General features: G+C 64.6%; 26 protein-coding genes, 2 tRNA genes and 2 pseudogenes. 15 read left to right on the top strand and 15 right to left on the bottom strand.

What is annotated here, in order from left to right; all coding sequences use genetic code 11:
• Positions 1-11: 11 nt before the first annotated feature.
• The 4 genes from JT720_RS12795 to JT720_RS12780 form a co-directional block, all read right to left on the bottom strand.
• Positions 12-989 (bottom strand): DNA polymerase III subunit delta', encoded by a 978-nt coding sequence (locus JT720_RS12795; RefSeq protein ID WP_205481692.1) that lies wholly within the window; start codon positions 987-989, stop codon positions 12-14.
• Complete coding sequence (gene tmk / locus JT720_RS12790) at positions 986-1,603, bottom strand: dTMP kinase (protein WP_205481691.1); 618 nt, start codon at positions 1,601-1,603, stop codon at positions 986-988. Before tmk ends, JT720_RS12795 begins: the two co-directional genes overlap by 4 nt.
• Before the next feature lie 32 nt (positions 1,604-1,635).
• Entirely contained in the window at positions 1,636-2,808 is a 1,173-nt protein-coding gene (locus tag JT720_RS12785; RefSeq protein WP_205481690.1) for a D-alanyl-D-alanine carboxypeptidase family protein, read from the bottom strand.
• 77 nt (positions 2,809-2,885) lie between these two features.
• A complete protein-coding gene (locus tag JT720_RS12780) occupies positions 2,886-4,043 on the bottom strand; it encodes a lytic murein transglycosylase (RefSeq protein WP_336512013.1) in 1,158 nt (385 codons plus the stop codon).
• Between the two features lie 109 nt (positions 4,044-4,152).
• On the opposite strand from JT720_RS12780, the gene JT720_RS12775 reads away from it, so the two are divergent.
• Positions 4,153-4,242 (top strand) — tRNA-Ser (locus JT720_RS12775).
• An 8-nt stretch (positions 4,243-4,250) separates the two neighbouring features.
• Here JT720_RS12775 and JT720_RS12770 read toward each other — a convergent pair.
• Positions 4,251-5,696, bottom strand: coding sequence for a mannose-1-phosphate guanylyltransferase/mannose-6-phosphate isomerase (locus JT720_RS12770; RefSeq protein ID WP_336512012.1), 1,446 nt, complete (start codon positions 5,694-5,696; stop codon positions 4,251-4,253).
• Positions 5,693-6,013 (bottom strand): hypothetical protein, encoded by a 321-nt coding sequence (locus JT720_RS12765; protein WP_205481869.1) that lies wholly within the window; start codon positions 6,011-6,013, stop codon positions 5,693-5,695. Before JT720_RS12765 ends, JT720_RS12770 begins: the two co-directional genes overlap by 4 nt.
• 269 nt (positions 6,014-6,282) lie before the next feature.
• Here JT720_RS12765 and JT720_RS13965 point away from each other — a divergent pair, with 269 nt between their 5' ends.
• From JT720_RS13965 to JT720_RS12740, 6 genes and pseudogenes are all read left to right on the top strand, one after another.
• Positions 6,283-6,441 carry a hypothetical protein gene (locus tag JT720_RS13965; RefSeq protein WP_237220029.1) on the top strand — a complete coding sequence of 53 codons (159 nt, stop codon included), beginning with the start codon at positions 6,283-6,285 and terminating at the stop codon, positions 6,439-6,441.
• Positions 6,411-6,524: pseudogene (locus tag JT720_RS13960) on the top strand (PEPxxWA-CTERM sorting domain-containing protein); the annotation flags it as partial. The gene JT720_RS13965 and the pseudogene JT720_RS13960, both read left to right, overlap by 31 nt.
• Before the next feature lie 53 nt (positions 6,525-6,577).
• Positions 6,578-7,171: a L,D-transpeptidase family protein gene (locus tag JT720_RS12755; RefSeq protein WP_205481689.1), complete on the top strand. Its 594-nt coding sequence runs from the start codon at positions 6,578-6,580 to the stop codon at positions 7,169-7,171.
• A 62-nt stretch (positions 7,172-7,233) separates the two neighbouring features.
• Positions 7,234-7,761, top strand: a complete 528-nt coding sequence (locus tag JT720_RS12750) for a CAP domain-containing protein (RefSeq protein ID WP_205481688.1) — start codon at positions 7,234-7,236, stop codon at positions 7,759-7,761.
• 188 nt (positions 7,762-7,949) lie between these two features.
• Positions 7,950-8,594 carry a PEPxxWA-CTERM sorting domain-containing protein gene (locus JT720_RS12745; RefSeq protein ID WP_237219995.1) on the top strand — a complete coding sequence of 215 codons (645 nt, stop codon included), beginning with the start codon at positions 7,950-7,952 and terminating at the stop codon, positions 8,592-8,594.
• Positions 8,595-8,717: 123 nt separating this feature from the next.
• Positions 8,718-9,176 carry a retropepsin-like aspartic protease family protein gene (locus JT720_RS12740; RefSeq protein WP_205481687.1) on the top strand — a complete coding sequence of 153 codons (459 nt, stop codon included), beginning with the start codon at positions 8,718-8,720 and terminating at the stop codon, positions 9,174-9,176.
• Here the strand turns inward: JT720_RS12740 and JT720_RS12735 are convergent.
• The 4 genes from JT720_RS12735 to JT720_RS12720 are packed head-to-tail and all read right to left on the bottom strand — an operon-like array spanning position 9,154 to position 13,665.
• Entirely contained in the window at positions 9,154-10,179 is a 1,026-nt protein-coding gene (locus JT720_RS12735) for an acyltransferase family protein (RefSeq protein ID WP_205481686.1), read from the bottom strand. The genes JT720_RS12740 and JT720_RS12735 overlap by 23 nt on opposite strands.
• Entirely contained in the window at positions 10,176-11,129 is a 954-nt protein-coding gene (locus tag JT720_RS12730; protein WP_205481685.1) for a UDP-glucuronic acid decarboxylase family protein, read from the bottom strand. The genes JT720_RS12735 and JT720_RS12730 overlap by 4 nt, the downstream gene beginning before the upstream one ends.
• A 13-nt stretch (positions 11,130-11,142) precedes the next feature.
• Positions 11,143-12,504 carry an O-antigen ligase family protein gene (locus tag JT720_RS12725; protein ID WP_205481684.1) on the bottom strand — a complete coding sequence of 454 codons (1,362 nt, stop codon included), beginning with the start codon at positions 12,502-12,504 and terminating at the stop codon, positions 11,143-11,145.
• Positions 12,505-12,543: 39 nt separating this feature from the next.
• Positions 12,544-13,665: a glycosyltransferase gene (locus tag JT720_RS12720; protein ID WP_205481683.1), complete on the bottom strand. Its 1,122-nt coding sequence runs from the start codon at positions 13,663-13,665 to the stop codon at positions 12,544-12,546.
• A 108-nt stretch (positions 13,666-13,773) separates the two neighbouring features.
• Here JT720_RS12720 and JT720_RS12715 point away from each other — a divergent pair, with 108 nt between their 5' ends.
• From JT720_RS12715 to JT720_RS12705, 3 genes are read left to right on the top strand one after another with little or no spacing between them, the layout of a single operon-like run.
• Positions 13,774-14,778 carry a glycosyltransferase family 2 protein gene (locus tag JT720_RS12715; RefSeq protein ID WP_237219994.1) on the top strand — a complete coding sequence of 335 codons (1,005 nt, stop codon included), beginning with the start codon at positions 13,774-13,776 and terminating at the stop codon, positions 14,776-14,778.
• Complete coding sequence (locus tag JT720_RS12710; protein ID WP_205481682.1) at positions 14,775-15,995, top strand: glycosyltransferase; 1,221 nt, start codon at positions 14,775-14,777, stop codon at positions 15,993-15,995. The genes JT720_RS12715 and JT720_RS12710 overlap by 4 nt, the downstream gene beginning before the upstream one ends.
• The gene (locus JT720_RS12705; RefSeq protein ID WP_205481681.1) at positions 15,992-16,669 is read left to right on the top strand and encodes a glycosyltransferase family 25 protein; all 678 of its coding nucleotides are present in this window, start codon (positions 15,992-15,994) and stop codon (positions 16,667-16,669) included. The genes JT720_RS12710 and JT720_RS12705 overlap by 4 nt, the downstream gene beginning before the upstream one ends.
• Here the strand turns inward: JT720_RS12705 and JT720_RS12700 are convergent.
• Positions 16,652-17,833 carry a glycosyltransferase gene (locus tag JT720_RS12700; protein ID WP_205481680.1) on the bottom strand — a complete coding sequence of 394 codons (1,182 nt, stop codon included), beginning with the start codon at positions 17,831-17,833 and terminating at the stop codon, positions 16,652-16,654. The two genes, JT720_RS12705 and JT720_RS12700, sit on opposite strands and share 18 nt — an antisense overlap.
• A 97-nt stretch (positions 17,834-17,930) precedes the next feature.
• Between JT720_RS12700 and xrtV the strand changes: the two genes are divergently transcribed.
• From xrtV to JT720_RS12685, 3 genes are all read left to right on the top strand, one after another.
• Positions 17,931-18,824 carry an exosortase V gene (gene xrtV, locus JT720_RS12695; RefSeq protein WP_205481679.1) on the top strand — a complete coding sequence of 298 codons (894 nt, stop codon included), beginning with the start codon at positions 17,931-17,933 and terminating at the stop codon, positions 18,822-18,824.
• A complete protein-coding gene (epsI, locus tag JT720_RS12690; protein WP_205481678.1) occupies positions 18,821-19,510 on the top strand; it encodes an exosortase-associated protein EpsI, V-type in 690 nt (229 codons plus the stop codon). The genes xrtV and epsI overlap by 4 nt, the downstream gene beginning before the upstream one ends.
• Before the next feature lie 217 nt (positions 19,511-19,727).
• Entirely contained in the window at positions 19,728-20,099 is a 372-nt protein-coding gene (locus tag JT720_RS12685) for a PilZ domain-containing protein (protein WP_205481677.1), read from the top strand.
• An 87-nt stretch (positions 20,100-20,186) separates the two neighbouring features.
• Here the strand turns inward: JT720_RS12685 and JT720_RS12680 are convergent.
• A tRNA-Met gene (locus JT720_RS12680) sits at positions 20,187-20,263 on the bottom strand.
• Between the two features lie 154 nt (positions 20,264-20,417).
• Here JT720_RS12680 and JT720_RS12675 point away from each other — a divergent pair.
• Entirely contained in the window at positions 20,418-20,837 is a 420-nt protein-coding gene (locus tag JT720_RS12675) for a DUF3775 domain-containing protein (RefSeq protein ID WP_205481676.1), read from the top strand.
• On the opposite strand, the gene JT720_RS12670 is transcribed toward JT720_RS12675, so the two are convergent.
• The 3 genes from JT720_RS12670 to JT720_RS12660 all read right to left on the bottom strand — a co-directional run bounded on the left by JT720_RS12670 (position 20,834) and on the right by JT720_RS12660 (position 23,901).
• On the bottom strand, positions 20,834-21,337 hold the full coding sequence (locus JT720_RS12670) for a 2'-5' RNA ligase family protein (RefSeq protein WP_205481675.1): 504 nt from the start codon (positions 21,335-21,337) through the stop codon (positions 20,834-20,836). The two genes, JT720_RS12675 and JT720_RS12670, sit on opposite strands and share 4 nt — an antisense overlap.
• Entirely contained in the window at positions 21,334-21,900 is a 567-nt protein-coding gene (locus JT720_RS12665; protein ID WP_205481674.1) for a PRC-barrel domain-containing protein, read from the bottom strand. The genes JT720_RS12670 and JT720_RS12665 overlap by 4 nt, the downstream gene beginning before the upstream one ends.
• Before the next feature lie 63 nt (positions 21,901-21,963).
• On the bottom strand, positions 21,964-23,901 hold the full coding sequence (locus tag JT720_RS12660) for a potassium transporter Kup (protein ID WP_205481673.1): 1,938 nt from the start codon (positions 23,899-23,901) through the stop codon (positions 21,964-21,966).
• A gap of 113 nt (positions 23,902-24,014) precedes the next feature.
• Here JT720_RS12660 and JT720_RS12655 point away from each other — a divergent pair.
• Positions 24,015-24,213: pseudogene (locus JT720_RS12655) on the top strand (alanine dehydrogenase); the annotation flags it as partial.

Here is a 24,213-nt window from a genome sequence, read left to right as displayed (position 1 = left end):
ATCGCCCGCCCCTACCCGCCCTGTTCCTCTCCGGCAACGGACGCGAGGATCGACCCGATCTGAAAGGCCGTGGCCGTCGGATCGAGAGAAAGCCGTGGGGCAATAGCCGCAGCCTCTCGGGCGCGACCGTAGGCGTCCAGCGCCCGATGTCGTGCTGCACCATCCAGTCGCCGCGCCTCCCGTGCAATCAGCGCGGGTACGAGTTCGAGGAACGCGGCGTAGCGGGGTCCGGCTGTCTTCAGCGAAAGCGACGAAGCCAGCTTTGACCGACGCCCATTGTCACGATCACCCGAACGCATGATCGCCATCGCTTCGTTCTCGAGCGGAGCCAGGTCCAGCTCGGCATAGGCAAGCGCCTTGCCGACGGAACCACCCGCGAGCGAGGCGAGCCGGATCCGGTCGGACTCGGTCGCGTCCGGCAGCGCCTCCTGCAGAGCTGACGTCATGGCGGCATCGTCCAGCGGACCCAGGTCCAGCCTGCGGCACCGGGAGCGGATCGTCGGGAGCAGTCGTCCCGGCGCATGGCTCACTAGGAAAAAAATGCAGTTCGCCGGCGGCTCCTCCAGCATCTTCAGCAAGGCGTTGGCAGCCGGCCCCTCGAGATCGTCGATGCTGTCGATCACCACGGCACGCCAGGGCGACATGGATGGCGCGACGGAGAACAGGCCTCCAAGCTCACGCACTTGCCTGATCGCAATGCTGCGCTTCAGGTCACCCTTGTCGTTGGTCTCGCGCTCCAGTCGGCGGAAGTCGGGATGGCTTCCCGCGGCAATAAGGCGAGCGATCGGATGATCGTCCGGTGTCTCGATCCCGGGCGCCTCGACCGGGGGACCTGCGGCTTCTGCGAGCAGCCGGAGAGAAGCCATGTCGGCGAACAGTGCTTTCCCGACACCCCTCGGTCCGGCAAGCAGCCAGGCATGGTGCAAAGCGCCGCTTGCCCGGGCCGTGGTGAACGCCTGTACGGCGCGGTCCTGGCCGAAGATTCTCAAAGCAGATCCTCGATCGCGGCCATCAGTCGTTCGGTAACCGCTTCCGGGGTGCCGGACGCATCGATCGGGCGAACTCGCCCCGCTTCATCTGCCGCGATGCTGCGGAACGCGGCGTCAACAGCCTGATGGTAAGCCGCGGGCCTGCTTCCAATCCGGTCGCTCTCCCCAGCATCGCGTTTCCGGGCGCGCTCGCTGCCCTGCGGATGGAGCAGCAGCAGGGTGCGGTCCGGGAGATAATCCGCGATGCCGAACCGGTTGATCTCAAGCACGGCAGCGATTCCGAGACCGCCTGCTCCACCTTGGTAGGCGAGGCTGCTGTCGAGGAAACGGTCGCAGAGCACCCAGGCGCCGCGTTCAACGGCGGGGCGGATGGTCTTGTCGACATGATCGGCCCGCGCCGCCGCGAACAGCAGAGCCTCGGCCCGGGGCCCCCAACGATCCTCGGCGCCACCAAGCAGCAAGGAGCGAATTGCCTCGGCTCCCGGGCTTCCGCCCGGCTCGCGCGTTTCGACCACTTCCAAGCCGCGGGAGCGGAGGGCATCGGCCAGGGCGCGCAACTGCGTCGATTTGCCGACGCCCTCGCCGCCCTCCAGGCTGATGAACCTCCCCCGCATGCCGTGTCCGTAGGCGCTTGAGCCGAACGCGGCTAGGCCAGGCCGATCAGTTGCTTCAGGCCAAGCCACATCCGCCCGAAGAAGCCGGCCTCCTCGACCGCCTCGGCCGCTACCAGAGGCATGCGCTGCACGGTCCCGTCGGGCGTAGTCACAACCAGCTCAGCCACCTTCTGCCCCTTGGCGATCGGAGCCTTGAGGGGGCCGTTGTAGGCGATCTTCATCCGGGGCTCGCCACCGATCGCACCCGCGGGATAGGTCACGGCGATCGCGCGCGGAGCGATCAGCCCGACCTCCTCCTCGGACCCGAGCTGCACCTGGGCAGCCCCGACCCGGGCACCCGCGGTGAACAGCGGCTTGGACGTCCACGCGTTGAAGCCCCAGTTCATCAGCTTGACCGACTCTTCGATCCGCTGGTTGAAGCTGCCGAGCCCGGCAACCACCATGACGAGCCGGCGGCCGTTCTGTTCGGCCGATCCAGTGAAGCCGAAGCCGGCCTCTTCCGTGTGGCCGGTCTTCAGGCCGTCGGCGCCCGGGACCTTGCCGAGGATCGGGTTGCGATTGCCCTGGGTGATCTCCTGGCCCGACCCGAGCGTCTTGCCCCAGGTGAAGCTCGGCTGTCCGTAGAACTGCTTGTACAGCTTGGGATGGTTCTCGATCGTCGCCTTGGCGAGCATTCCAAGATCGCGGGCGGTGACCACGGTCGCCCCTTCGTCCGGCCAACCGGTCGAATTGCCGAAGCGGCTGCGCTTCATGCCGAGGCGCTGCGCCAGCGCGTTCATTTGCTGGACGAACGCAGGCTCCGTGCCCGCGATGCATTCGGCAAGAACGACAGACGCGTCATTCCCTGACAGGGTAACGATGCCGTGGAGCAGGTTCTCGACGCTGACCTGCTCGTTCGGGCTGAGGAACATGGTGGAACCGGCCGAATGCCATTGCTTCCACGTTTCCGGCCGGACCGTGCACATCTTGCTGAGCGGCAGCTTGCCCTGGTCGATCAGCTCGAACGCAACTTCCGTGGTCATCATCTTCGCCATCGAGGCCGGCGGCATCGGCACGTCGGCATCCTTGTTGAGTAGTTCCGCCCCGGAAGAAAGGTCGAACAGAAAGGCGACCCGTGCCGGCGTCTCGAACGGCGGAGGCGCGGCAAAGGCCGACGAGGCGACGGCAGCGGCAGTGGCGGCGAGCAGGCAACGGCGGAGAATCATGACGTCAGATCGGCTCCTGAGCGAGGATGCCTGTTCCTAGCGCCGAGCACCCGCGCTTGGGAGTGGCGCGAGTGCCACTATCGCCGGGCAATGCCGTCGGCGAGCAGGCCTACCGACAGAGCGTAGAAGTTGGAGCAATTGTAGTCGAGGATCGCGCGGTAGTTGGTTGTGAGAAGATAGGCTGTGGCGTTGGGGCCGTCCGGCTCGAGCAGGCTCGCGAGCTCGGTGTCTGGCAGGGACCGCCCGATCGTAACCACGCCGAGCGCGCGCCACTCCCGCACCGTCAGCCAGCGACTGTGCCGCCGGAACACCTGGGGGCAGCGTGGCGCGTTCAGCGCGCCGGCGATTGCCTGACGGTTGAGGGAGGCAGGAACCTGGACCGGGATACCCCAGTGCACATTCGGCTTCCAACCCGCATCGCGCAGGTAATTGGCGATGGACGCCAGTGCATCGGCTTCGTTGGACCAGAGGTCCGCGTAATTGTCGCCGTCTCCGTCCGCCCTCAGCCGAAGGACATTGCTCGGCATGAACTGAGGATAGCCGGTCGCGCCTGCCCAGCTGCCGCGCAGGCGCCAGCGCGGGTAGCCCACATCCAGCAGCCGCAGAGCGGCGACGAACTCTTCCTCGAAGAACGAACGCCGGCGCCCTTCATACGCCAGGGTCGCAAGAGCCTGGATCAGGTCGAAGTTGCCCGTGATCCGACCGTAGCTCGTCTCATGCCCGTAGATGGCCATCAGCACCTGCGGCTCGACGCCGTAGCGCTGCTCGATCCGGTAAAGATGGGGCCACAAGGCCGAGAAGCGCGCAGCGCCGCGCTGGATAAGATCGGCCGTGACATGCTGCCGCCGGTAGGGTGCGAAGGGTGGCGGAGGCTCGTTGATCCGGCGCGGATCGGGAATGCCGCCAGGCTGTGACCGGTCGAGCTGCACAACGCGGGCGTTGATCGTCAGGCTCGGCAGCACGGCCTGGATGGTCGCCTCCCGCACGCCACTTGCCCGTGCCAGGGCCGCCAGCCTCGCCTTGTAAGCCTCAAAGCCGGTGACGGGCGACGGCTGCACGGCAGCGGGAGAAGGCTGGACGACGGGAACAAGGCGGGGCTGCCGTGGGCTTTGAGTTGCCGTGGGCGGAACGGGCTGGCTGTCGTCCATTGGGGCAAGCGGATCGCGCTGCGCGCTCGCCGGGGTGAGCGCCAGTGCGCCCAGACAGGCAAAGCCGATCAACGAGCGACGTACCACGATCCTGAACCCCTCCCCATCCATGGCCGTACAACGAAAGAGTCGCGCGGCCGTTCACCCGCCTTGCACAAACCGTCCGTTCGGCGATAGGCGGCAAATCCTGAACCGTGGATGGGTGGCCGAGTGGTTTAAGGCAGCGGTCTTGAAAACCGCCGTGGGTGCAAGCTCACCGTGGGTTCGAATCCCACCCCATCCGCCACGCCGGCGCTAGTTCCGGCCGTAAGTGTCTTCGATGCGGACGATATCGTCCTCGCCAAGGTACGGGCCACACTGCACCTCAATGAGGTGGAGCGGCACCCGGCCGGGGTTAGCCAGTCGATGGACCTCGCCGGCCGGGATGTAGGTCGACTGGTTCTCCTGCAGCAGGAACGTTTTCTCCCCGACCGTGACTTCGGCGGTTCCACTCACGACCACCCAATGTTCGGAGCGGTGGTGGTGCTTCTGGAGGGACAGCTTCGCGCCAGGCTTGACGACGATCCGCTTGGTCTGGAAGCGATCGCCCCGGTCCATCGTCTCGTACGTGCCCCATGGGCGGTGCACCTGGGTGTGCTGCATGACGGAATCGCGACCCTGCTCCTTCAAGGCGTCCACGACCAGACGCGTATCCTGGGCGCGGTCCCTGGGTAGGATGAGAACCGCGTCTCGGGTTGCAACGACGACCAGATCCTTCACGCCAACCGTCGCCACGGTCAGGCTGCCGTCGCTGCGGATCAGGCTGTCGCGAGTGTCGATGGGGAGGACGTCACCCGCCAGGGCATTCCCCTTCGAGTCCTTGGGTGAAATCTCCCATAGGGAATTCCAGGATCCGACATCGGACCAGCCCATGTCGACCGGGACGACCCGCGCGCGGTCCGTCTTCTCCATGACCGCATAATCGATCGAGATGGACGGGGAGCGGGCGAAGGCCTGCGCCTCCGGGCGGAGGAAGAGGCCGTCAGCTGCCGCCTGCTCTATCGCCGTCGCTGTCGAGCGCGCCACATCCGGCACGAGGCGGCGTAGCTCGTCGAGGTATGCGCTGGCAGTGAAGAGGAAGATTCCGCAATTCCAGTAATGGTGGCCGCTTGCGACGTAAGCGGCAGCCGTGGCGAGGTCCGGCTTTTCGACAAAGCGGGCCACTGGCCGTGCACCCTCGTCGGAGACGCCGTCCGAGCTGGCCTCGATGTAGCCGTAGCCCGTCTCCGGCGATCGAGCCGCCGCGCCGAAGGTCACCAGCGCACCCGCCTCCGCAGCCGCTCGGCCGGTATCGATCGCGCGGTGGAAGGCTGCGCCGTCACCAACGAGGTGATCGGAAGGCATGACCAGCAGCAGCGCATCCGGGTCGTCTGCCGCAGCCACCTGCGCCGCCAGTGCGATGGCCGGCGCCGTGTTGCGGCCCTGCGGCTCCAGGATCACGGCCTCGGGCCCTGCGCCCAAGCCTTCCAGCTGATCGACGATCAGGAAGCGGTGCTCCTCGTTGGCGACGATGAGGGGCTTGGCATATCCCTGTCCCGCGACGCGGCGAACGGTCGACTGCAACAGGGTCTGTTCTTCCTGTAGCGAGACCAGCTGCTTGGGATACAGACTGCGGGAAAGTGGCCACAGGCGCGTGCCAGACCCTCCGCACAGGATGACCGGGATGATCGGTTTTCCCCGTCCCTGAACCGCTGAACTCACCAGACCTCCTCCTCGGACATACCCTTCGCGACATGCGCGGTCATGCTTTCTGGAGCAAGCGGAACGTCGACTTCGGGAGTGATGCGGCGGCGCACCATCTTTGTACCAAACTGAAACACCAAAGGGTCGGCGACTCGACCGAAACTTAATTCTCGGTTAACCGTTCGGGCCATGATGAGCAGGCGTTCGATGTCCAGACGGAGAAGGCGGGGTGCAAGCCTCGCCGCGCGCAAGAGCCCTCGTCTCCTGATTCCCGCCGCGCTGGCCTTGATGGTTGGAGTTCCCGCCACGGTCGCCACACTGGAGACGAACGGCATCGATGTGCCGGGCGTCTCGTCCGTTCAGAGCCTGCTCTCCATGATGGAGGGTCGTTCACCCGGTGAGCGCACGGCTGGCGAGCTAACCAAGACCAAGCACAAAAAGCTAGCGGAAGCGCCGCGGCAACGTGCGCTCGGGAAGATCCATCAGCCGGAACCTCCTAAGGAATTCGTCGACGCCCTGAGCCCGCCGGCGCCTGAAACCGTCGTTCCTCCGGTCGCGGTTGCGGCATCCGAGCCCGTTCTTGCGGCACTCGCTCCACCCCCTAATGCGCCTGGCAGCGTTCCGGGCGGCAACGTTCCCGGAGGCGGTGGCGGCGGCGGCGGTGGTGGCGGCGGTGGTGGCGGCGGCGAAGAGCCTCCTCCCCCTCCTCCGCCTCCCCCTCCACCACCCCCGGCAGTTCCCGAGCCCGGAACATGGGCCATGATGCTGGTCGGCTTCGGTTCGATGGGCCTCATGCTCCGTCGTAGCCGGCGGCGCGGATTCAAGGCGCCCCTTCCCAGCGCGTGACGCGCTTTGTCCTGCCGATAGCAGGCAGTATCGTCGTTATCCTGCTTGCAGTCATGGCGTGGTTTGCGGTCGAGCAATCCCCCCAGACGCAGCTTCATCCCTCGACCGCCGGAGCGAAGGGGGCGCCGCCGGCAATGACGAGCGATCCGAGCCGCCTGTTCCTGACGCAGGAGCAGCAACGCGAAGCCACACCCCTGCAGGGATTCCCGGTCGGTCTGAAATCCCTGCTGAAGGTTCCGGCTCGCATGCAGTACGGCGATTACCTGTGGAATGATGGAGGTGTTCCCAAGGGGCCGATCGAGGTCCGGGTGGACCTTCGAACCCAGATTCTCTCCGTCTTTCGCGGCGGCCATGAGATCGGAACGGCGGTGGTCCTCTATGGCGCCGACGAAAAGGAAACGCCGCTCGGGAGCTTCCCCATTCTCTGGAAAGGGAAGGATCACCGGTCCAGCCTTTACGATGCGCCGATGCCTTACACGTTGCGGCTGACCGGCGACGGAGTGGCCATTCACGGCAGCGATGTGCGCTGGGGTGCGGCAACTCACGGCTGTGTCGGCGTTCCAAAGAGCTTCGCCGCCCACCTGTTCGCTCAAGCCAAGGTTGGAGATGTCGTGACCATCGTCCGGACGACGGCTCCTCGCAGCTGAGGCTCACGTAAACCAATTTCTTACCCGGCGCCGTCACAAGCCGTCGAAGCGGAGAAGCTTCGATGGATCGACCCTCAACTTTCCGGCCACTTGGCGTCATCGCGTTGTGCCTTGCGGCGCCGTTTCTGCTTGGCAGCATCGGTCCCCGGACCAGCTTCGATGACCGGATCCTCGCCGCCCATAACCGAGAGCGAGACGCGATTGGGGTAGAGCCGCTCAGCTGGGACACGGATCTCGCAATCGATGCTCGACGCTGGGCGACGCGTCTCGCAGAAAGCGGAAGGTTCGAGCATTCGCCGGACGAACCGGGTGCTCCGATCCAGGGCGAGAACCTCTGGGGTGGCACTCCGGGATACTATTTGCCCGAGGACATGGTCGGCTTGTGGATCGCGGAGAAGCAGCATTTCCAGCCCGGAGTGTTCCCGAACAACAGCCGTACCGGTCAGGTGGCAGATGTCAGCCACTACACGCAGCTGGCGTGGCGAACTTCGGGCAAGGTGGGCTGTGCGCTTGCTGCTGGCGAGAGCGAAGAAGTTCTTGTCTGCCGTTACTCCAGCGCCGGAAATATTGTTGGGTCACGCCCCTTCTAGAGGCACAAGCGCCCCAATTTGGCACACAATTAATGACATTACCGACAGGGCGAACGTAATAGGCGACGAGCGGAGCATCCTTTTCGCTCCTGTGCTCGGAACTGAAATGGTTACCAGAAGGTTAAGTACCTTGCTGGGTTGCCCAAGGTATTGGTGCGGCCGGCAGCCATTTCGGGGAGCTAAGTTCCATGAAGAAGTTCTGCTACGCCATGGCCGCGGCCGCGGCGCTGACGGTCGGATCGGCGGCAAACGCTGCAATTAATGTCACCTTTGACGATGGCAACGGCGGCCTGTCGGCCGGCGAAGTCAGCTACGCAACGTTCGACCCGGGCAGCACCGGCGGTGTGACGGGCAGCGGCTACATCATCCAGTCGGGCTCCAACAGCAGCGGCGCTGACCCGGCGGTCGGTGGACAGGGCGATCCGTACCTGAGCGTGCTGGGCGGCGGAAACGCCAACTTCACCTTTGAAGGCGGCCTCTCCTCCCTCGGCCTCGATTATGGTTCTGCCGACGCCTACAACACCTTTGTTCTCTTCCTGTCGGACGGGACCACGGCCAATTACACGGGCAGTGACCTGATCAACATCGGGACGGCCGACGGTAACCAGACGGAGCCGCGCACCAATGGTCGCCTGACGTTCACGACCAGCGACGGCGTGTTCATCACGGGCCTGCGCCTTCTGTCGGGACAGAACTCACTCGAGGTCGACAACCTCGGTGTCGTCTCGGCAGTTCCGGAGCCGGGCACCTGGGCAATGATGCTGCTCGGATTTGGCGCCATCGGTTTCTCGATGCGCCGCCGCCGTCAGGTTCACCTGATGCAGGCCGCTTAAGTCTTCTGACTTCAGCGCGCTTGGCGCACTGATCAAAGGCGGTCCGGCCCTTCGGGTGCCGGGCCGCTTTTTGTTTGTGCTGGTTGAGCGCTTGGTAACCTTGTCTGGCTTAGCACCAGGACTATGCAGAAGCTTCTCGCCGGCCTTGCCGTTGTTCTTCTCGCCGTGGGTGCCTTCGTCTGGTCAGGGGGCGCTGCTCGTCCGTCCGCTCCGACCAAAGAAATCATTCTGGAGCGCTCTTCCGACGGACACTTCTATGCGGATGTCGCGGTCAACGGGCACACCATCCGCTTCCTCATTGACACCGGCGCCGGGGCCGTCGCCCTGACCGAAGAGGATGCACGCGAGGCCGGAATCACGGTTGATTCCACGCAGTTCCGCTCGATCGGGGAAGGTCCATCCGGGATGGTTCTGGGAACCTTCGTAACCCCAGACTCTGTCGCCCTGCAGGGCTTTGCCCCGGCCGACATCAAAGCCGCAGTGGTTCAGGGCGCATCCGTCTCCCTGCTGGGTCAGCCCTTCCTCGATCGGCTGGACGAGATCGTGATCCGGAAGGACGTCATGATCCTCCGGTACTCTTGATTCGCGGTATCCCCTCGCCCCTAGTCCGCCGCACCGCTCCATTGATCGGCTTCTCAAAGTAGAAGGTGGACAGGTGCGCCAGGGCGAACGTGGCCGCGAAGAGAAGCGGGCGCTTCAGATACTTCTCCGTGCGATTCCCCTCGCCGAGCCAGGTCGCGGATAGCACCCCGTGGATGACGTAGAGCGCGTAGGAGACCTCAGCGATGTAGGCCATCGGCCTGGAGGTGAGGAAATCTTCGATCCAGACGGGTGCATCCCTTAGCGATGAGCCGACCAGAAGCGCCGCTGCGTAGGGCCTCAGATATTGCAGAGGTCCAAAGGCCGGGTGGCTGGCGACCAGCAGGAATAAGACCGCCGGCCAGAACGGCACCTTCATCAACCATTCCCTCGCCCCCTCCCCTAAACGGCCGCTCACGATCAGCGCGAGGGTTCCTCCAGCCAGGATCTCATCCACTCTATGCCAGGTGACGATGCTGATGGTTTCGCCCGCGGCAATCCGCGCCGTTGTGACCGCCAGCGCCAGCAACGGTATCACAAGCAGGCCTTTGCGTCCGAGGACAAGGCAAAGGGCGGCGGCCAGCACGTAGAATTGCATCTCGACGCCCAGCGACCAGAGATGCTCTCCGCCGTGAAGCAGGTCCGCCGGCGGAAGGTTGGCTACGAACAGCAGGTTGCGCGCAAGAGTGTCAGCGTCATACACTCGCCAGGTCGCGAGCACGGCGATGGCCAGCCAGCACAGAGGCACGATCCTGGCGAGACGTTTCGCCATGAACGCACCAAGCGGAGCGCCATCCGAAAGGAAGCTGACGATCAGGAACCCGGACAGGGTGAAGAACAGCGCCATTCCCATGGCGCCCGCGGCGAAGTTGAGTTCCATCGCCTTGGGCCCGAGCGGTAGGAGGTGGGCACCCAGCACCAGGAGGATGCTGACTGCCCGCCAGCCATCGAGCACTGGTATCCGCTGCCGGCCGCTGGCCGACTGGGCGGATTTGGCCGACGTCATGGCAGCGTCCGAAAGTAGGCGATGGTCCTGCCCAGCCCCTCCTCGAGCTGCACCCGCGGCTGCCATCCAAGGATTTCGCGCGCCTGTCGGATATCCGGCTGACGCTGCCGGGGGTCATCCGCCGGCAAGGGTTCATGGCGGATGGTGGAACTGCTCCCGGTGTGCCTGAGCACGAGATCGGCAAGCTCCCGCATGGAGAATTCGGCCGGGTTGCCGATGTTGATCGGGCCCGTCACGCCATCCTCACTGTCCATCAGTCGGATCAACCCTTCGATCAGGTCGTCCACATAGCAGAAGCTGCGGGTCTGCTGCCCGTCCCCGTAGAGGGTGATATCCTCCCCCCGGAGGGCCTGAACGATGAAGTTGGACACGACGCGGCCGTCTGCGGGATGCATCCGCGGGCCATAGGTATTGAAGATGCGCGCAACCTTGATCTTGAGATTGTGCTGGCGGTGATAGTCGAAGAACAGGGTCTCGGCGCAGCGCTTGCCTTCGTCATAACAGGACCGGATGCCAATGGGGTTCACGTGCCCCCAGTAGTCCTCGGGCTGAGGATGGACTGATGGATCGCCGTACACTTCGCTGGTCGAGGCCTGCAGGATCCTCGCCTTGAGGCGCTTGGCGAGGCCCAGCATGTTGATCGCGCCGTGCACGCTCGTCTTCGTCGTCGCCACCGGATCGTGCTGGTAGTGCACCGGCGAGGCGGGGCACGCGAGATTGTAGATTTCGTCCACTTCCACGAACAGCGGGAAGGTGACGTCGTGGCGCATGAACTCGAACCCCGGCTCCTGCAGGAGGTGGGCGATGTTGCGTCGGCTGCCGGTGAAGAGATTGTCGACACACAGCACGTCGTGCCCGGCGGCGATCAGCCGTTCGCACAGGTGGGATCCGAGGAACCCTGCCCCGCCCGTGACAAGCACGCGTTTCCGGCTGTCGTACAAGCGCGGCATACTGATCTTTCCCTTAGTATAGCGGACTGTTCACCGGGACAGGCGGCGGCGCTGTGACGTCCCTGCTTGCCGGCGGAACTAATGGTGCATGGACCGGAGTGGCTTTCCGTCCGGTTACCGCAGAGGTCACCCCGACCAGGATCCCGGCCATCATGCCGAGCAGATACTGAACGTAGAAGGTGACCGTGATGTACTCATAGTAGGAGTGCGCGGCGACCACGATCATGACAGCCGTGGCTCCTACCGCGAAATCCGCCCGCTCGCCCGACACGCGTCGGAGGGACGCGAGACCGTACTGGACCAATGCGACGATGATGGTGAGCAGCCCGGCAAGGCCAAGGTAGCCCAGCTCGGCCGTGGTGAGATAATAAAGATTGTGAACGGGCGCTGCTCGATTGCCTGCGTTCCAGGCCACCCCCGCGCGCCCTGAATAGCCGCCGATGTTTGCGACCAGAACATATTGGTTGCCTCCAACGCCCAACGGATGGTCGGCGATCATCATCTTGGCGGCGTTGATGAAGGCCTGACGCTCCTGGTTGCTGGATGCCTTGGACGCCTCGGAACGCCGATCGACCGCCCACATCATCACCGGCGCTGCCAGGACGAGTGTGGCAACCGCGACGCCAGCAAAGACGCCTTTGCGACCCGTCATGTGGTTGCGCATCGACAGCAAGGTCGTGACCACGAGTCCTAGGCCGAACAGGCCGATGGTCGCACGTGACCCGCCGACAATTGCGATAACCGCCCCTGCAGCGACGATGGCGGCAGCAAGCAGCGTGCGACGCCCGCCCAGCAGAAGTGCGAAGGCCGGCATGACAGCGAAGTGCGTCATCATCCCGAGCAGGTTCTGGTGACCCATCCGACCGCCCGCCTGGATGTCACCTCCGAGGAACTGCTGAACGGCGGTCAGGCAATTGATGAACACCCCGACCGCGAGGCCGGACAGGATGGCGATCGGGACGCGCTCATCCGCGGCGGCCGCGCGCGAAACAGCCACATATACGAGGACTGCGCGCAGCACCTGCCACGCGTAGAAGAAGCTGGGCCACTTCTGCTGGCCGGCGAATATGGAGACCACGAGCGCCGTTCCGAAGATCGCGATGCCGATCTTCAGCAGTAGCGGAGTCCGGGCGCGTCCCTGCGTCGCCGCGATGATGGCGATCGCCACACCATCGATCAGGGAAACCTCTACGCCTTTGACGGGTCCAGGCCATGCCGGCCAGGACACGGGCGCAACGTAGAGATACGGGTCGAGGAAGAAGAGCATGCCGGCCATGGCGAAGCAGGCGTGAGGCAAGTACCGGGGCTGGCCGCGCAGATAAGCCGCCAGCGCTGGCGTGAAGCCAAGCAGGAATAAGATGAAGATCCACTTCAAGGACGGGCTACCTTCCGCGACTTGCCAAGGGGAGCATCGTCAGATTGCCGGACGGGCGTCAACCGTCGCGTTGCGCTTTGCGGAAACGACCTGTTCGAGAAAGTCGCGGTAAGCCCTTCCGATTACGGGCCAGGCAAACGCCTCCGATCGCCGCACAAGGGCCTGCCTTCGCTCGTCGCCGCATCGCAGCGCTTCGGTGATCGTGCAGCCAAGCTGGTCCGGATCCTCCCCATCGCAGAGGAACGCTTCGTCTCCGACGATCCAGCGCGTGCGCGGTAGGTCATAGGCGACGACCGGCGTGCCACAGGCAAGGGCCTCGACGTAGACATTGCCGAAGCTCTCGTCGCGAGACAGGTGCAGAAACGCGTCCGCCGAACGATAAAGGGCAGGCATGTCCTCAGGTGCCACACGCAACTGGTGAAAGCGACCGGGCAGCATGCGGCTCGCCTGCGCCTCCAGCGCTCCACGAAGCGGGCCGTCCCCCGCCACGACAAGCTGCGCGTCGGGAACCCGGCTGACCGCTTCAATACCCCGGTCCACGTTCTTGCTCGCGATCATCGCGCTGACCATCAGGACCACGGGCCTCGCGGGATCAAGACCGAAGCGCTCGCGCTCCGGCCGCCCGGGCGTGAAGCGGTCGCGATCCACGCCGTTGGGGATCAGTGCACAGCGGTAGCGTTCCCGGTTACGGGCTTCGTAATTGGGGTTGATGCAGACCAGTCCGTCGCAGCCGAAGAAGCGGAATTCGGCGCGCTGATCGTAGGCCGGCCAGTCCCCGTTCTGAGTGACGAAGACGTGCGGAGGGCGAGCGCCACCCTTCCCGACCCGGCGCAGCGCCCAATTGGTGAAAGGATAGCTGCAGGTCAGGGTGACGTCATAGTCCGCCGGACGGTAGGCCTTAAGCAGGCCCGGCAGGAACGTGAGCTCTTCCCACGCCGTTTCGCCGCGCAGCAGGGGCAGCTTGGGGTAGCGCTCGAAGCGCTCACGCTCCATCGCGCCGACATGAACAAATTGGTAGGGCTGCCCCGCGCGCGGCTCGCCCGAACCCATGAGCGTGACTTCCTCACCCAAGCGCGCGAGTTCCGAGGCAATGGCGATGAAGGAGATTTCCGCTCCTCGATCAACGCGATGAAGGCCGGGCAGCGCAAACAATATCTTCACTTCATCCGTCCAAGTATCGCCATCCAGGACATGTATATGCTTTTCCCTTCCGCGGCCGCGTTAGCACGATTTGGCCGCTCGACGAGTGCCTGCTAGGCGCGCGCTGAAATGGCGATGTCGACAAACGCCCGAAACGGGACATTAGGGGTCGTGGTCATCGGCCGGAACGAGGGCACTCGGCTGGAGCGTGCCCTTCGGGCGATCCTTCCCCACACCAACAAGGTGGTTTACGCCGATTCCGGTTCGAGTGACGGAAGCCCGGACGTGGCCCGGACGCTTGGCGTCTTCGTCATCGAGCTTGATGACAGCGCGGCCCACACCGCCGCACGTGGGCGGCGGGAGGGAGTGTCCGTTCTTCTCGAGCGACACCCCGAATGCGAGTTCGTCCAGTTTGTGGATGGAGATTGCATTGTCGATCCACAGTGGATCGGTGCCGCACTGGCATTCCTCGACTCCAACCCTAGTGTCGCGGCGGTGTGCGGCCGGCGCCGGGAACAGTCACCCCTAGCTTCCGCCTATAATCATCTTTGTGACGATGAATGGAACACGCCTGTGGGCGAAGCGGAAGCGTGCGGGGGTGACGCCATGATGCGTGTTCGCGCACTCCAGGAGGTCGGCGGCTTTCGGGCCGACCTGCGTGCGGGCGAAGAGCCGGAGCTTTGCAGCCGACTACGCCGTGCCGGTTGGAAGGTCTGGCGCCTCGATGCGCCCATGACCGAGCACGATGCCGCCATCCACCGGTTCGGCCAATGGTGGCGGCGGGCCCTGCGCGGCGGCTTCGGCTATGCTCAGGTTCACCAGGTCACCACCGTGGCCGGAACCCCGCTGTATCGCCGGCAGCTGCAAAGCGCGGCCCTGTGGGTTGCGGGCATACCGCTGGCTAGCGTGCTCCTCGCCCTGCTCACGAGCCAATCGCTCCTGCTGCTCGCTCCGGTGTTGCTGTGGGCTCTGCAGATCGCCCGGATCGCGGTGCGGCGTGGCCCCTCTTCTGCCTGGTCGTGGCAATCCGCGGCCCTGCTGATGATCGCCAAGGTGCCCGAATTGATCGGTGCCATTCGCTTCATCCTGCAGCGGGAGCGCAGCGGAGCGCTGGAATACAAGGCTGCGCGATGAGGATCGGCTACCTGACCAGCCAGTATCCGGCGACCTCCCACACCTTCATCCGGAGGGAGGTTGCCGCGCTCCGGGACCAAGGCGTCGACATCCGGACCTACAGCATCCGAGCGCCTGGCGCAGATGAACTCGTCGCCGAGGAGGACCGACAGGAGCATGACAGCACCTTCACGGTGTTGAACCGGGGCCTTGGCGAGTTCGCGGCGGCGCACTTCGACACGCTCGTGACGCAACCCATGCGCTATTTTCGAACGTTCGTCCGAGCCCTGCGCCATCGTCCTCCCGGGTTGCGGCCGATGCTGCTGGCCATCGCTCACTTCGGGGAGAGCATCCTCCTTGCGCGTCGCTTGCGGGCTGATGGCATCACTCACCTTCACAATCACTTCGCCAACTCTGCCGCCACGGTTGGCTTGCTCGCTTCAAGTCACCTCCGCATTAACTGGAGCTTCACCATGCACGGCATCTCCGAGCTGGATTATCCAGCCGGTCTGATGCTCCCGGAGAAGATCGAGGCCGCAAGCTTCGTGGCTTGCGTGTCGTGGTTCGGACGTTCGCAGGCGATGCGCATGATCCCGCCGCGCGAATGGGAGAAGCTGACGGTCGTGCGTTGCGGTCTCGAGCTGGACCGCCTTCCGGCTCGCTCAATTGCGCCCGCCGATGGGCGTCGCTTCATTTGCGTCGGTCGCTTGTCTCCGGAAAAAGGCCACACCGGCCTGATCCAGGCTTTTGCCAAGCTGAGGCAGGCACAGCCGAACGTACGCCTCGATCTGGTGGGTGATGGACCCGATCGGGCAGAACTCGAACGGCAAGTGGCTGCTCTTGGGCTTGAGGAAGCAGTCACCTTCCTTGGCCGACTTCCCGAACACGCCACGCTGCAAGAGGTCGCGAACGCCGATGTGCTGATCTTGCCCAGCTTCATGGAAGGGCTGCCCGTGGTCCTGATGGAAGCCATGGCGATGGGCGTTCCCGTGGTGGCCAGCCGGGTCGCAGGCATTCCAGAGCTCGTTCACGATGATGTGAATGGTTTGCTATTCACTCCTTCGCATTGGGACGAGTTGCTCCATCGCCTAGAGCGGGTTTCGGACGATTCCTCCTTGCGGGCCCGCTTCGCCGAGCAGGGCAAGAAGGACGTCATCGAGGAATTCGATATTCGGGCGTCGGCCGTCCAACTTGAGCAGATCTTTCAGCGGCGCACGAACCTGGGCGAGCCGCGATGAAGCCCGCTCTTTCGGCCTTCGAGTTCATCCGCATCATCAACCTTCCGCAGCGCACGGATCGTCGACAGCAGATGGAACGCGAACTGCGGCGGATCGGACTTGCCCGGGATCCCCGGGTTTCTTTTCACGCGGCGGTAGCACCCGACAGTCCGGAACCGTTCCGACGCCGCGGTGAAAAAGGCGTGTTCCTCAGCCACCTGGCAGTCCTGCGCGAAGCCGCAAGCAAGGGTGCAAGCGTGCTTATCCTGGAGGATGACGCCGACTTCACGGCTGCGCTCCCGACGGGGGATCCGGAGAGCGTCGGTGGCATCTTCTATGGCGGTCACGAGGCCGCAACCCCCGGCGATCTCCTCGGCAGCGATATCATCGGCGCGCACTGCATGGGCTTCTCCGCCGACGTTGCGAAGGCGCTGGTGCCCTATCTGACGGCATTGCTGGACCATTCATCGCCTCCGCCGATCGACGGCGCCTATGTCTGGTTCCGCCGGTCCTTTCCGGACGTTCCGACAACCTTCGCCGTGCCGCCGATCGCCGTTCAGCGTCCGTCGCGGTCCGACATCGCGCCACTGCGCTTCTTCGATCGTGTTCCGCTTCTACGGGAAGCAGCGGGCCAGGCGCGTCGCATTAAGCGCCGAGTGCAGCGACGCGCTCAGGATTCACCGTCCGGTTCGTAGCCATTCCGCCGGCGTGCCGCGCCTGCCGAGCCCGAGATAGAGCGGCAGTTTCCATAAGAGATAGATCGGCAGCCGCAGAAGCACGCGCGCCGGGAGAAACGCTCTGCCCTCTCGCGCCCACGCCACGAGAACCACGGCCCCCATCGCTCCCAGAAGTACCGCGAAGACAATAATCGGCCACCACGAACTGCCGGCCAGCGCGGTCAGGACCGTCGTTGCCAACAGAAGGGCCACGTTGATCAGGCCAAGAAGCGCAAGAGGCGGCACGCACAGGTCCAGAGCCGCTGCGAACCCACGCGCATCCCCTCGCCGAAGAGCCGCAGCGAGGGCGCGGGGAGCCGTGCGACGTGCCATCTCGATGAACCCACCTTCCCACCGCTTTCGCTGCACCAGGGTTCCGCCTTCCGTGCTGGGATTGCTCCAGATGACTGCGTCTTCGACAAGCCGCGGCGCGGCGCCTCTCTCCGCGAGCTCGAAGCCGAGACGAATGTCCTCCACGATGCTGGAGGTCGCGAGGTCGGCACTCGCGTAGTGAGGCCACGGGAGCGCCATCCCCGTGCCGGTCAGATGAACCCGCCCGGCCAGCCGCTGCAGCCCGCGCTGTCTGATCACGTTCTTCAGCATGAAAGCAAAGGTCGAGATCTGCACCATCGGAGGACCTGACGGAGCCGGCCGAAGAAGATTGATGGCCTGGCTTGGCCTGCCCGTCCTGGCTGCGGCCTCCACGAGATGCCGCAGGTCCGCCGGTTCGATGGTGCAATCCGCATCGACCACGACGATGACCCCGGGCGGATCCTTTGCGAGAACGGATCGTGCATGATCGAGAGCGAAGCCTTTGCCCCGCCGTTCAAGATCATGGCGTTCTGCCACGCGCACGCCGTGAACCCGCGCGACCTGCGCCGTGTCGTCCGCGCAATTGTCCGCGATGACCAGGATGTCGGCGTTCTCCGGCAGAGCTTTCAACAGCGCATCCAGCGTCTTGCCGAGCACAGTTGCTTCGTCATGTGCGGGAACAACCACCGTCGCACGCTCCCCAACCGAACCCCCGCTGCTGGCCCCGCCGCCGCGTCGCAGCCCTGCGAGAACCTCGACGACAAAGAACAGGGTCACGAACCCCGGAAACAGCAGAATGGCAGCGATGAAGAACGTCACCTTTTCGGACACTTCCCTTGGCTGAACAGCCGGTTAAACCATTGCCAGAACCGCTGGGAGCTACTAGCCTGCAACTCCTTCTATCTCGAGAGGCAGTCGAGATCCTCCATTGCTTCTAGTCAAAGATCCTCCACGAAAGATACTCCCCCGTTTATCAACGGCGGACATCGTCTTCCTGCTCGGCTGCGCAATTCTGATCGTTCCGACGCTGATCGGCGTGGCGCGCTTCAGCTGGACCACCGAACAGGGCGGTCACGGGCCGATCGTGCTGGCGACCGGCATCTGGCTCCTGCTGCGTGAGATCAAGGACGCCAAGGTGGAGCGCGCGATGCCGAGCCCCTGGCTCCCTGCGATCGGGATCGCGTTTTTCCTCTCGGTGTTCCTGATCGCGCGGATCACCGGGATCCTCGAGATCGAGGCGATGGCGATGTACGGGGCGCTCCTCCTCGGCATCTACCTGCTGGTCGGCGGCGCCTTCATGCGGGCAATCTGGTTCCCCCTTGTCTACCTAGCGCTGGTGCTGCCCCCGCCCGACACGGTCGTCGCCGCCGTAACGCAGCCGATCAAGATCGCGATTTCCGAGTGGGCCGTCGCGCTCCTCCATGGACTTGGCTATCCGATCGCCAGTTCCGGCGTGAACATCTATATCGCGCAGTTCGAGCTGCTGGTCGCGGCGGCCTGTGCAGGCTTGAATTCCATCATCAGCCTCGGCGCGATCTGTCTGTTCTACGTCTACCTGCGGCATCGCAACAACTTCGTGGCCTTTCTGCTGGTCTCGCTGGCGGTGATCCCGGTCGCCATCTTCTCGAACTTCGTCCGGGTGATCGTGCTGATCCTGATTACCTATTACCTGGGTGAAGCGGCCGCGCAGGGCTTCCTGCACGATTTTGCGGGGCTCCTGATGTTCTCGGTCGCGCTGGTCACGATCTTCGCGCTGGATAGCTTGTACGGCCGTATCGCGGCCCGGCGCCATCGGCCTGTTCCGCTCGAGGCTGCTGCATGAGCACCGAAGTTACCCTACCGCAGCGGGCGACGCTCGACCGCCGCAAGTTCCTCCTTGGCGGCAGCTTCGCCGCGGTCGCGGCCGTGGCTGCGTGGCGCCAGCCGTCGGAGCGGATCGATTTCCTAGGCAAGCGGAAGCTCGAAGACATTGTTCCCAAGCGATTCGGCGCCTGGGAATTTGCAAGCAACAGCGGTCTCGTCATCCCTCCTGAGGATCAGCTTTCGAGCCTGCTCTACAGCCAGATGCTGACCCGCGTGTATTCGAGCGGGGATGATTCGATCATGCTGCTGATCGCGCAGAGCGCCGGCCAGACGGGCGTGCTCCAGGTCCATCGTCCGGAGGTCTGCTATCCCGCAGGCGGATACAAACTGTCCGCCGTGGTGCCGATGACGGTGCCGCTCGGCCATGGCTCGCTGGTCGCAAACACTTTGACCGCCACGGCAGATACCCGGAACGAGCAGATCCTTTACTGGACCCGGATCGGCACCCATCTTCCCGTCAGCTGGGCGCAGCAGCGCATGGCGGTCGCGACCGACAACCTGAAGGGCAAGATCCCCGACGCGGTTTTGCTGCGCATCTCCATGGTTTCCACCAACCGCGAACGCGCATTTCAGGTCATGAGCGACTTTGCACGGCAGATGCTGCAGGCGATGCCGCCGGCTAGCCGCCGAGTCCTTGTTCCTTAACGTCGACCTGGTGTCGGCAGAAGTCCATGATCAGCACGAGGCGTGCGCTACCTTTGGTTCGACATGGGCGAGAAGAAAGCCGCAACGAGCAAGCATCTCGCCTGCCCTCGCCTGACCCGATCCGATCCGATCCGATTAACCGAGCTCCGCAAGAATCAGGCAACACATCCGCTCTTAACAGCCGGTGCGGGGGGGGCCTGTTGTGTAGGGCCCTGTGATGGTTGCGTTTGGAAGATCGTCGGGCGGCGGACGACGTGCTGGGAAGCGCGAAGCGGCACCGCTCATTGCGATTCTCAGCACCTTGTCGAAGACGTACGAAGCCACCCTGGTGGATATGTCCGCCACAGGTGCGCGGTTGCGTGCCGACACGCTGCCGGAGGTCGATGACGAGTTGAACCTGCGCGTCGGCCGAGTGAAGACCTTTGCCAGCGTCCGTTGGCGAAAGGACGGCGAATGCGGAGTGCGGTTTTACGAGCCGCTGCTGCAGCAGGAGGTTATTGCCGTGCGGCTTGAGGCAGCGAGAGGAAGAGGGCTCAATCCCGCCAGTTGCGCGGCTCTGGACGACTGGATCCTGGGCGTGGCGCGATGAACGTCCGTGGCGGAGCCGGTCCCACGCGGTGAGCCAAAGCGTCCGATCGACTGACCGACCGGGCAGAAAGTCTGGCTCACGAAAGATTGGTAGCGGAGGAGGGACTTGAACCCCCGACACGCGGATTATGATTCCGCTGCTCTAACCAGCTGAGCTACTCCGCCTCACCAAAGGCCGCGGCCGCGGGGCCGACAGCGAGAGAGAAAAGGCTGCCGCAAGACGGCGCGGGCGGGCATATAAGCGGGGACGTGCCGGTGGTCAACGCGCGGAACCGGCTCGCTGACTCCTCGTTTGGCGAGCACATCAGGAGAGGAAAGAATGGATCCGCTGACACCCCTCGACACGCTCTGCCGCATCATCCTGCGGGCGCGGGAATATGAAGCGCAGACCCCCGGGGAGTATGACGAGTCGGAAGCGGCGGACAACGTTGATGATGAGGACGAAGGCACTCTTTCCGTCCTCGAGGACGACATCAACAGCGGAGTCGAGGAAGAGCTGACCGGAGCCTTCGAGGATCTGGGCGAGGACCAGCTGGCCGAAGTGCTCGCCTTCTGCTGGGTCGGACAGGGAACCTACGATGCCGCCGACTGGGACGAGGCCACGAGCGAGGCCATGGACGAGGTCCGGGCGGGCGGCGCGATCGACGAGTTGATGGACATGCCGATGCTCGCCTCGGTCCTGGAGGCCGGTATGGCCGCCTTCGAGCTGACCTGCGAAGGGGTCGGCGACCTCAGCTAACGGCCACGGAACGACCAGCTACCGAGCGGCTCCCACGGGCCGCCGAGGTAGCGATGAAGACCCAGGCCCCTGACGGCGAGTGGCCGGGGGGCGAAGGTGCTTTCCAGCTTCCGTAGCAGAGCCTTGGCGGCGGCGGGTTCGGCCTTGTTCATGATGGTGACATGCGGACGCCAGCCCTGCGCATCCTGGGCGGTGAGGAGACCGCGGAAGCACTCCGCAAGCTCGTTGCGAATGCGGGTGAGGTCGTCGGAGGCGATCCGGTAGGCGACGCCCCTGCCGAGGTTCATGAGCCCGGCCACCAGCGCCCGGGGCGCAGGGTTTGCAGCCAGCCGGCCGAGCTCCCGCCGGACCTCGGCTTCCGAAGTGGGCGGAAGCGCATGGAACATCGTCAGGTGGGCGGAGAGCTGGTTGCGCTCTGGTGGGAAATAGGCCCTTCGTTGCGTGTCGAGCCAGGCGAAGTCCTGCGGCCCGAGCTCCGCGGTGATGATCAGGGCGCTCATCGGCCCGGCCAGTTGTCCTTCTCGAGCTCCGGAAGGCGCGTGAAGGCCGGCTCGTCGAGGCTGCTCTTGACCGATCCGTCGTCCAGGCGAGCGTTCCTCCAGTCGAGCCTGCGGAAGGTCTCCCCTACCCCCGCGACTCCGCCCTTGGCGACCACCAGGTAATTGAGGCGGCCGCTGCCGCAGCCGATCATGGCGTCCACAGTGGTGCCGAGCGGCGTTCCGTCACAGGCAAGCACGCGGGCGCTGGCCAGGCTGGACGCGGGGAACAGGGTCTCCGATGGCAGGGCGACGCTCTCCTCCGCGGCCTTGGCGGCGCCGTCCTCCACCTTCGCCTGCCGTCCCAGCCAGCGCCAGACGCCGAACAGGTTGAGCGCGGTAAGGATGATGTTCTGCCAGATGAGGTTCGTCTGATCTGTCGCGACGCCGAGAATGGTCCAGCTGATGGAGCCGACCGTGAAGACGATGAAGCCGTAACCGGTCATGCGGCTGCCGAGGTTCGAGGCGGTCATCAGCGCGGCGATGGTGGTGGCGACCGGGGCCAGCCAGGAGGAGATCTGTTCCATGATTGGCGCAACCGCTGCCGGGGAAACTAGTTTCCCGTGCGAGAAGACCCGCAGGGTTGCCGCTCAGATTTCGACCTGGCTGCCCAATTCCACGACGCGGTTCGTCGGCAGCTTGAAGAACTCCATGGCGCTTTCCGCATTGCGCAGCATCCAGGCGAACAGCCGCTCGCGCCAAATCGCCATGCCAGGGCGGGATGACGGGAGCAGGGTCTGGCGCGCGAGGAAGAAGCTGGTGTCCATCATCTTGCAGCTCTGGCCGCAGCCCTGGAGCTTCTCGAGCTCCGCGGGGACGTCGACTTCCTCCATGAAGCCGTAGCGAATAACGACGCGGAAGAAGCCTGCGCCGTAGTCCTCGGTATGGATCCGGCCCTCGCCCGCGACGTAGGGCACGTCCTCGATCCGCACGGTCAGGAGCATGACCCGCTCGTGCAGCACCTTGTTGTGCTTGAGGTTGTGCAGCAGCGCGTGGGGCACGCCCTTGGCCGAGCTGGTCATGAAGACGGCGGTACCCGGCACGCGAGCCGCGCTGGTCGCGGCGGACTTGATGAACACCTCCATGGGGAGGCTGGCCTCCGCCATGCGATCAAGCATCAGCTTGCGGCCCTTGGCCCAGGTGGTGAGCAGCGTGAAGGCGACTGCGCCGACGAGTAGCGGGAACCAGCCCCCGGCCGGCACCTTCATGAGGTTGGCGCTGAAGTAGAGCACGTCCACGAAAAGGAAGAGGGCAAGCAGCGGAATGGCCTTCCAGCGCGGCCACCTCCAAAGCGCAAAGAACACGACCGAAAGCAGCAGCGTGTCGATGAACATCGCGCCGGTGACCGCGATGCCATACGCCGCGGCAAGGTTGGACGAGCTCTGGAAGGTGACCACCAGCAGGATGACCATCACCATCAGCGCCCAGTTGATCACCGGGATGTAGATCTGGCCGGCCGCCTCCTCGCTGGTGTGGCGAATACGCAGGCGCGGGATGAAGCCGAGCTGGATCGCCTGCTGCGTGACCGAGAAGGCGCCGGAGATCACGGCCTGGCTCGCGATGATGGTGGCACAGGTGGCGAGCAGGACGAGCGGCAGGCGGAAGTTTTCGTCGGCGAGGTAGAAGAAGGGGTTCTTCACCGTTTCCAGCGCTTCGGCCGGCGACTGGCTGAGCAGCATGGCGCCCTGGCCGAGGTAGTTCAGGAGCAGCGCGGGGAGGACGAAATAGAGCCACGACACGCGGATCGGGCGGCGGCCGAAGTGGCCCATGTCCGCATAGAGGGCTTCGGCTCCGGTCACGGCGAGGACGACGGAGCCCATGGCGATGAAGGCAGGCAGTGGTTCGGCGATATAGAAGGCAAGCGCGTTGCCCGGATTGAGCATGTGCCACAGCACCGCCGGATGCTTGAAGATGTGGAATAGTCCGAGGCTCGCCAAAGTGAGGAAGTAGACCAGCATGATCGGGCCGAAGAGCGTTCCGACCTTCGCGGTCCCGCGCGACTGGATCGCGAACAGTCCAACCAGGATCCCGACTGCGAGGGGAAGGACGAACGGTTCGAACGCCGGGTTGACGGTGGTCAGACCCTCCACGGCGGACAGCACCGAAACCGCGGGCGTGATCATGGAATCGCCGTAGAACAGGGCGGTGGCGAACACGCCGAGCATGACGATCCCGGCGGTCCACCGCCGCTTGTCGCTGGTCGAGCGGTTGATCAGCGCGAGCAGCGCGAGGCTGCCGCCCTCCCCCTTGTTGTCGGCACGCATGATGATCATGACATATTTCAGCGTCACGATGATCATCATCGACCAGAAGATCAGGCTGAGGACACCGTAGATGTGCATGGCGTCCGGGGCGAGCTGGTGATGGCCCGCAAAGGTTTCGCGAAAGGCGTAGATCGGGGACGTTCCGATATCGCCGAACACAATGCCGACGGCGCCGACCGCCAGCTTCGCCAACGACCCCTGCGGTGCATGGCCGCCATGGCTTTGGTTGGCGTCCTCCGCCACTCCGGTTGCGCTGACGTTCATGATTGGCGCGGCGCCCTAGCAGGAGCGTTTCGCTCCCGCAATTGGCTGGCGCGTCCCTGACCCCTGCGTTTATAGGCCCGCGCGAATCCCTTCACGAAGAGAGTGAACGAACCATGCGCATTGGTGTGCCCAAGGAAATCAAGAACCACGAGTACCGTGTCGGACTGACCCCGGCTTCCGTCAAGGAACTCATCGCCGCGGGTCATGAGCTGTTCGTGGAGACGAAAGCCGGCAGCGGCATCGACTGTCCGGACAGCGCCTACCAGAAGGCCGGCGCCACCATCCTCGGCAGCGCGGAGGAAGTGTTCAAGG

This window comes from Sphingomonas arenae (assembly GCF_016924655.1).
GTDB classification, from domain to species: domain Bacteria; phylum Pseudomonadota; class Alphaproteobacteria; order Sphingomonadales; family Sphingomonadaceae; genus Sphingomicrobium; species Sphingomicrobium arenae.
The sequence above is the reverse complement of the archived record's forward strand: the minus strand, read 5'-3'. Positions and strand labels throughout refer to the sequence as shown.